Annotated in this window: 3 protein-coding genes; all 3 read left to right on the plus strand. The window is 32.4% G+C overall.

Features of this window, described 5'->3' with window-relative positions:
* On the plus strand, window positions 1-2,462 hold a 2,462-nt coding region (locus ABD917_RS08400), incomplete at its 5' end, for a type ISP restriction/modification enzyme (protein WP_345119621.1).
* 1,578 nt (window positions 2,463-4,040) lie between these two features.
* Window positions 4,041-4,811 carry a hypothetical protein gene (locus ABD917_RS08405; protein ID WP_345119622.1) on the plus strand — a complete coding sequence of 257 codons (771 nt, stop codon included), beginning with the start codon at window positions 4,041-4,043 and terminating at the stop codon, window positions 4,809-4,811.
* Between the two features lie 100 nt (window positions 4,812-4,911).
* Entirely contained in the window at window positions 4,912-5,352 is a 441-nt protein-coding gene (locus ABD917_RS08410; protein WP_345119623.1) for a hypothetical protein, read from the plus strand.
* The last annotated feature ends 197 nt before the right edge of the window (window positions 5,353-5,549 follow it).

The raw sequence follows: 5,549 nt of genomic DNA on the forward strand, positions 1-5,549 counted from the left end.
AGTTTTATGATAGTGTGAAATTCCGTGCCTCTGGGATTACCTCCCCCCAAGCAAGACAAAACCTTATTATCAAACTTTACGAAGATTTTTTTACCAAGGCATTTAAGAAAACCACCGATAGGCTTGGCATTGTTTATACCCCCGTTGAGGTTGTTGATTTTATCATTCACTCTGTTGATGAGGTTTTACGCAATGAGTTTGGAAAAAGCTTGGGATCACGAGGTGTCTCTATTCTTGACCCTTTTACAGGAACAGGAACCTTTATCACACGGCTGTTACAATCCAATCTCATAAAACCAGAGGATATGGAATATAAATTCCGTCATGATATCCATGCCAATGAGATTGTTTTACTGGCTTATTACATAGCAGCCATTAACATTGAATCAACCTATCATAGTCTTATGAAAGGAGATTATATCCCATTCAAGCATATTGGTTTGGCTGATACATTCCGGATGCTTGAAGAAAAAAGCCTGCTACAAAAATTATTTAAAGAAAACAGTGAATATTTAGAACATCAGAAAAATCTGGATATCAAAGTTATCTTTGGTAATCCTCCTTATTCTTCTGGTCAAAGAAGTGAAAATGATAATAATGCAAATGTAGAATATGAAATACTTGATAGAAGCATTCGTGATACATATGCATCAAGATCTCAAGCAACATTAAAAAGAAATCTATATGATAGCTATATTAGAGCAATTCGTTGGGCAAGTAACCGCTTAAATTCACAAGGTGGTGTTGTAGCGTATGTTTCTGGAAATGGATGGATAGATAAAGCATTTGCTGATGGTATGCGAAAATGCTTACAGAACGAATATTCTTCTATTTATATTATTAATCTTCGTGGTGATATTCGAAAAAATATAAAGTCAAAACAACTTTCAAAAGAAGGAGAAAATATTTTTGATTCCGGATGTCAAAATGGAATAGCGATAACGCTTTTTGTACGTAATCCAGATAATAGCCAACCTTGCAAAATTTATTATTATGATATTGGTAATAATCTCACAACAAAAGAAAAACTTACAGCTCTAGAATACTTTGATAGTATTTCTGGCATTACAAATAAATCAAGCTGGCAAATGATTACACCAGACAGACATGGTGATTGGCTTGGTCAACGTGATGATAGATTCAAATCATTTTTAGCCATAGGTCATAAGAGTTATAAGAAAGGAGAACATACTAAAAAGCTCTTTGAAACGTTTTCTCTTGGAGTTGTAACCAATCGTGATGCTTGGGCATATAATTCAAGCTATGAAGTTTTAGAAAAAAACATGAGTAATATGATTATTTTCTATAATAGTGAAGTAGAACGTTTTAATAATGCTTATGGACATGTTGATCGCAGGATACGTAAAAATGCTATAAACAATTTTGTAAATTCTGATGAAAGTAAAATCAGTTGGAGTCATAATGTTAAGCAAGAACTGGTAAAAGGAAAAGTTTTTGAACTTGAAGATACGTGCCTTACACAAAGTCTGTATCGTCCTTTTACAAGGCAATGGCTCTATTATAATCGTACTTTCAATGAGAGAGTTTATCAAATGCCGCGCATATTTCCGATAGGACAAGCGGTTGAAAATAGAGTGATACAAGTTACTGGTACTGGGACTCAATCAGGTTTTTCTGTGCTTATGGCAAAAAGTTTGCCTAATCTTGATGTAGTAGATAAAGGTCAATGCTTTCCAAGATATATCTATGAAGATAGTACGATCTTAAAAAGTAAAAGTGAGAAACAATCCCATTTATTTACGCATTCTACAGAAGAGAGAAAAACAGCTGATTTACAAAGGCGTGATGCTATTACTGATGAGGGACTCGCACATTTTAAAGCTGCTTATCCGAATGAGACTATAACAAAAGAAGATATCTTTTATTATATTTATGGAATTTTACATTCGGAAGATTATCGTACTCGTTATGCTGATAACCTCTCTAAAGAATTGCCTCGTATCCCTTGCGTAAAGAGTGCTGATGATTTTTGGATGTTTGTTACAGCAGGACGTGAACTCGGTCATTTGCATGTAAATTATGAAGATGTAGAACCTTATCCAGTAACCTTTAAAAAAGGCAATCCAAAACAGACTGATATCTCTAATCCAGAAAAGTTTTATTATGTAACTGAAATGAAATTCGCAAAAATTAAAAATAGCAAGGAAAAGGATAAATCCACTGTTATTTATAACAGCAACATCATCATAACAGACATTCCTTTTGAAGCTTATGAGTATATCGTCAATGGCAAGCCTGCTCTTGAATGGGTTATGGGGCGTCAATGTGTTAAGACTGATAAAAAGAGTGGTATTGTGAATGATGCTAATCGCTATGCTGTTGAAACCGTTGGAAATCCTGCTTATCCATTGGAGTTGTTTCAAAGAGTTATTACCGTAAGTTTAGAGACAATGAAAATCGTTAAAAACCTACCAAAATTAGAAATGAGAGAAACTGAATAAACTTATGAAGCATACTCACATAATGGGCATGCTAATCTTATAAGGGGTATAGGGTCTTATAATCATAACCTATACCTTTTTTGCGAGTGAGTACCTATAATCTTAAAAAGAGTGTTTATATGCGTTATTCTAAAAAGAAATCATTTGCACTTTTAAACACTGTCATTTGGATTGCTTTAAGACTTATAAGAAATCCCCTTTTAAACAAGATAAGATTTATTTGGATTGCCTTTAAGAGATTATACCGTAATCTCAAATGATAGATTTATCCTTTTCAAAAGCTTTGTTTAAAGAGAGTTTTGTATATTCATTTTCCTATAGGTTTTGAAGATGTTAAAAACCTTCAAAACACATTCTATTAGTTGAATTTACGAATATATTGTTAATACAAGTTGTTTTTTCAAAATTTAATAAAAATTAACATATTGAAATATAACAACTTTTATTTTCTATTCTAAAAAATATAATAGAGTAATAAAGAAGAACCTTCAAAACGTTCAAAACTCATAATCATAATAGTCTTAATAGGATTTTTCTTATGATTACAAACTGTCTTTTGAAAGGCTTTAAAGATCACATGCTTTCATAAGACGTGTTTTAATCACTCACTAAAATCATTAAGTTTTGTCGGTTCAATTTACTGACAGATAACTGACAAATATATATTTACAGTTGTATTTAAGGTTGTATTGTTAATATAGATTATATCATTAAGCTACTAACATATTGAAATAGAATGTTTTTAATTTTCTCTCATTTAAAAAAATAATATAGGCTCTAAAAATAACTGACAAAAGTCTATTAAAAGGGATTTTGCTAATTTCTATAATTATCAATCTCTCTTTAGATGTTTTCATAACAGACTATAAATCGCAATTATCCTATTTATCCTTTCCTTATGAAAATGAAAAATGATGCGGTGGCTATAAAGCAGATAACAGCTATAAAGCACGTGTAAAAAAGCAGGCTTTCATAATCACAATGTAAATGAATGCATTGGTTATAAAGACAGTCCCTATAAAAGGCTGTTAAGTTGCAAATGTGTTATAAGAGAAATTAACAGAAATCTTAAAAACCATTTAGTAAAAAAACTAATAGGTTATAAAGATAAAAATACGCATAATGAAAGCGTTTCTAAATATTATAAATGTATAGATTCATAAAATCATGCAATCGTTTTATAACACCCATAATATAGCTTTAAAAGCATATAATACAAAAGAAGCAATTAATAAGCATATGATAAATATTTACACATAATGCATTCAAAAAAATTATAAAAAATATCAAAAAAGTGTATAAATTAATTGACAATAAATACGTATTTTGTTATATAAATAATCAAGTGATAGAAACACTTAAACATCAAGCGGGTAGATTACGAAACAATCTTTCCCATGTTAAAAAGAACTGGCTATCTTTTATGCTGTCATTGGCATATAATGATTTTGTCGGGTGTAGCTACGCCATAAAATACCCTATGGGAAAAGCGCAGCAACGGACTTGATGCCGTGTTTCTAGCGCCCGGCTCTCTTATAGAGAGTCAATAGAAACGTCATTAACATCAAGGATTTAGTTATGAAAACTACATCAAAAAACACCCCCGTTATCTCCATTGCTAATAAAACTGTACCTGCTAACAAACAAGAGCCTGCAAAAAAATATGAGTTTATTAATGATGGTGACTATGTAGATGGTCATTTCTTAACGCGAATTAGAGCTTTAAGAGATTTTGATGATGTCAAAAAAGGTGACCTCGGGGGGTATATTGAAAGTGAAGATAACCTATCGCATGAGGGCAATTGCTGGGTGTATAATAAAGCCCGTGTCTTTCAAAATGCACGCGTCTTCGGAAATGCTAAAGTAAAAAGCTTTTTTGTAGACGTCTATGGCAATGCACAAATTTATGGAAATGCTATTTTTGAAGGAATGACATTAAAGGACAATGCAAAGCTTTCTGGAAATGCACATGCTAGCAACGCCGTTGTCATTGAAGGCAATGCACAAATTTATGATAACGCCCGTGTCACTGACCATGCTCATATTTCCGATAATGCTGTCATTTGTGATGATGCTCATGTCGGTGGCAATGCCAAAATAAGTGGCTCTGCTTACATTTGTGATGAATCGCGTGTTTTTGATGATGCCGTTGTTTGTGATGCTCTTATCTCTGGAAATTCTTATATACATAGCAATGCCTTTTTAGAAGCGAATGAAGATATCTGTGATAATGAATATCCTGAATTTGGTAGTGAAGATGATTATTATCGTCATGAATATTATGCTGATTTTGAAGGCTATTATGATAATGATGATGATAACAGCGAATATGAAACTGATGCTGCTTAAATTTAAATAATGACGCGGGCGCGGCGGGGGCGCCCCTTTTAAAACATTCCATTCCAAATTTTATTAAATTGTTATCACATTAAATTGTGAGGGTATCCTTATGTCTCAAAAATATAAATTAACTAGTGAAATCAAACAAATTAAAAATATGTTTACTAGAGAGATTACAACTCTTTATCGTATTAAGGCTTTAAAAGACTTTTCTGACGTCAAGGAAGGTGACCTTGGTGGTTTTATTGAAAAGGAAAGCAATCTCTCTCATGATGGCAATTGCTGGGTGTATAATGAGGCGTGTGTTTATAATAATGCCCATGTTTCTGATAACGCTACAGTTTGTGATTACGCTAGTGTTTTTGATAATGCAAAAATTGAAAGCAATTCTAAAGTTTTTGATTGTGCAAGAATTTATGACAATGCAAAAATTACCGGCTATACATACATTTGCGATAAAGTGAGTGTTTTTGGTAATTCATATATAGATACCAAAAAATTGAATGGTCATATCAACATTTGTGATCAAACCATAAAAGACTCTGCGTAAAATAACACGCGGGTGCGGCGGGGGCGCCCTTCTTTCAAATCTTTCAAATTTTTCCATTCCAAATTTTAGAAAATGTTTAACACATTCAATTGTGTGGGGTCTTCTTATGTGCAAAAAATACGAATTAACGAGAGAAATCAAAAAAATCAAACATGCTTTAACTAGAGAAACTATCAATCTTTATCGCATTTGTGCTT

Source organism: Bartonella pachyuromydis (assembly GCF_039543065.1).
Taxonomy (GTDB): Bacteria; Pseudomonadota; Alphaproteobacteria; order Rhizobiales; family Rhizobiaceae; genus Bartonella; species Bartonella pachyuromydis.

Bases quoted from the DNA above. Each gene is read 5' to 3' on its own strand.
- ABD917_RS08410 (WP_345119623.1), top strand. From the start codon at position 4,912: ATGTCTCAAAAATATAAATTAACTAGTGAAATCAAACAAATTAAAAAT.
- ABD917_RS08405 (WP_345119622.1), top strand. From the start codon at position 4,041: ATGAAAACTACATCAAAAAACACCCCCGTTATCTCCATTGCTAATAAA.